The organism is Scytonema sp. PCC 10023 (assembly GCF_963920835.1).
In the GTDB taxonomy this organism is placed as follows: domain Bacteria; phylum Cyanobacteriota; class Cyanobacteriia; order Cyanobacteriales; family Nostocaceae; genus Kalymmatonema.
The window spans coordinates 1-2701 of sequence record NZ_CAWUDP010000251.1 but is presented as its reverse complement, the minus strand read 5'-3'; the positions used below and the strand labels follow the sequence as shown (position 1 = coordinate 2701).

General features: G+C 42.5%; 2 protein-coding genes. One reads left to right on the top strand and one right to left on the bottom strand.

The window, feature by feature from the left end:
- Positions 1 to 1659, top strand: a 1659-nt coding sequence (locus ACM0OZ_RS48420; protein WP_414590086.1) for a CHAT domain-containing protein, incomplete at its 5' end; no start/stop codon positions are given.
- Positions 1660 to 1957: 298 nt separating this feature from the next.
- Here the strand turns inward: ACM0OZ_RS48420 and ACM0OZ_RS48415 are convergent.
- Positions 1958 to 2575 (bottom strand): Uma2 family endonuclease, encoded by a 618-nt coding sequence (locus tag ACM0OZ_RS48415; protein WP_414590085.1) that lies wholly within the window; start codon positions 2573 to 2575, stop codon positions 1958 to 1960.
- Between the last annotated feature and the right edge of the window lie 126 nt (positions 2576 to 2701).

Below are 2701 nucleotides of genomic sequence, written 5' to 3'. Positions count from 1 at the left end.
CGCGCAGTCGGCGATCGCTCAGGCGAAGCCACAACCCTCAATAACATCGGTACAGTCTACTCCAATTTAAGAAAAAAGCAGGAAGCACTCAAGTACTACAACCAATCTCTGCCCCTTAGACGCGCTGTCGGCGATCGCTCTGGCGAAGCTATAACTTTAGGTAATATTGGAGCCTTGTATCGTGATACGAACCGACTGACTGATACCATTTCATATTTAGAGAACTCTGTCAAAATCATCTTGGAAATGCGCCAAGGTTTACAGCGGCAAAATCGTCAAAAGTTTCTCCAGGATAACAATTGGAGTGTAACCGCTCTCATCGATGTTCTTATTGACCAGAAACAATATGATAAAGCTTTTGAATGGGTTAACTTATTCACCACCGCTGAGTTAGCTGATTACACTCGCTTGATTAACGCCAAAGTTGCCAACCCACAAGTACAGCCAAGGCTTGACAAGTGGAATAGGCAGAATCAACAGCTCGAAGCCTTGCGACAGCAACTACAAGATAAATTTTCTGAGGATTTATCTAAACAAGTTCGGCAATTAGAAGCACAAGTTTACAAAGATGCTGAACGTATCTCCCAGAATTTTCCTGAAGTGGCAGAACTGTTTGAAACCACGCCTCCAGATATTGAAAAGCTGAAATCTTCTATCCCAACAGGAACGGTTGTTGTTCAACCAGTCTTACTGAATAATTCTATTGCTATCTTTGTTTTAACCAAAGACCGTTTGAATGTGGTTAAAAAACCGATTGACGCCAGTAAGTTTGACCAACGCCTCACTAAGTACCTCGAAGATGTGCAAAAGGATGGTAATAGTGACTACATCGAAACTGGCAGCAGCCCACTCTACGATATCCTGATTCGCCCTGTAGAGAAAGAAATTCAGGCTTTGTCCCCCAAAGAGCTAAGTATTATCACCAGCGGCGAACTCCGTTACCTTCCTTTTGAAACTCTTTATGACAAACAAAAACAGGAATTTTTAATTAAGAAATATCCTGTTAATTATCTTACCCGCATTTCTACTCGTTCTTTAGAACCACAAGGAACACAAAAGCTTGTAAACCAACAACAAGCTGTTTTGGCATTTGGTAATCCCGTACCTCGTGAGCCACAACATATCCCAGGTGCAGAGGAAGAAGTTAAAAATATTACCCAACTGTTTCCAACAAGTCAAGCTTACCTCCGCAACAACGCTACCCTGAACAACTTCAAAACTTACGCTTCCCGCTTTCCTTTGCTGCACTTGGCAACTCACGGTTGCTTCCAAGAGGAAGATTGTAAAAAGTTGAACTTAAAAAAGAATACATTACTCTTTGCTGACACTCAATTTGATATTGCTGATGCTGCGCGTTTGGGGTTACAAGGTACGCAACTGCTCACTCTCAGCGCTTGTCAAACGGCTCAAGAAACCAATTCTTCACGAGAGGGAATTGTAGGTGTTGCTTACATATTTGAGCGTGCTGGTGCTAAAGCAGTGATGGCGGGTTTGTGGGCGGTTGATGATAAAGCAACGCAAAATCTGATGATTGACTTTTATAAGAACCTCAAGCAGGGTATGAGCAAAGGAGAAGCACTGCAAAAAGCCAAGCTGAAGCAAATTGAGCGTCATCCTTATTATTGGTCGCCTTTTGTCCTGATTGGCGATGCACGGTGAAACGGTACACAGTTATCAAGCAACTGAGAACTGATTCTCGTTCCTTGCTAGAAGCAAGGAATGCATAACTTGAGGCTCTGCCTCAATATAATCGTTTGGAGGCAGAGCCTCCTTTTAGGCATTCCCATGCTCAGCATGGGAACGAGAACGCGTGTAGAGACGTAGCATGCTACGTCTCTACATAGGCGCTCCTGCCTGCAAACAATCTTATCTGAAGCGTATTGCGCTATATTCAAATCCTGTGTATGGTCAACATTGTGTTGCCTTTGCAAATGATGTCTGATGTTGTTAACTACACTCAGGAACTGCTTGCAGCGTCAAAAATCTGTTGTGCAGTCAAGTTTAACTCAGGAAATGTTAATGACTGAATACGCTCATCTCCCCTAAACTGGTTCACTTGGTACTCATCTTCAACTAACGAATAAATAGAGATTGTGGGTTGTTTAGGATTGCCAATTAAATTACGCCCACCAAGAGCAAGATAATCCACAATCCAGTATTCAGGAATGCCAATTCCTTCGTACTCACCATATTTTTTGTGGTAATCATCTCGCCAGTTACTACTAACAACTTCAATCACGAGAGGAATTGATGCACCTTGAGTAACAGTAGATTCCTTTTTCCAAAGTGGTTCCGCTGCCAAATTAGAACGATTTAGTATCAACACATCTGGCGAGTAACCTGATTCGCTTTCAGGTGGTTTGACTAGCGCTGTTTTAGGTATGGAATAGGGAAGCTTTAGTCGTTTAATTTCTACTGCTATTTCTAGGGTTAAAAAACCTATGATGTCTTCATGTCCTCCCAGTGGTTGCGGCATTTTAACGATGACTCCATCGTGAAGTTCATAACGTCCATCTTCCGGTTTCAAGAGTGCAAACTCTTCAAATGTTACTAGTTTGCGTATAACTTGAGTCATTTTTCCTTCTCCTCATTTCCTTGTTCTTCTATCCATTTTGCGATAAGGCTTGTGATTAGCAAGAAATCCTATGTAGGGTGGGCACTGCTAGTCAAGCCATTGCAGTTCTAGAGTATCGGTGGGCAC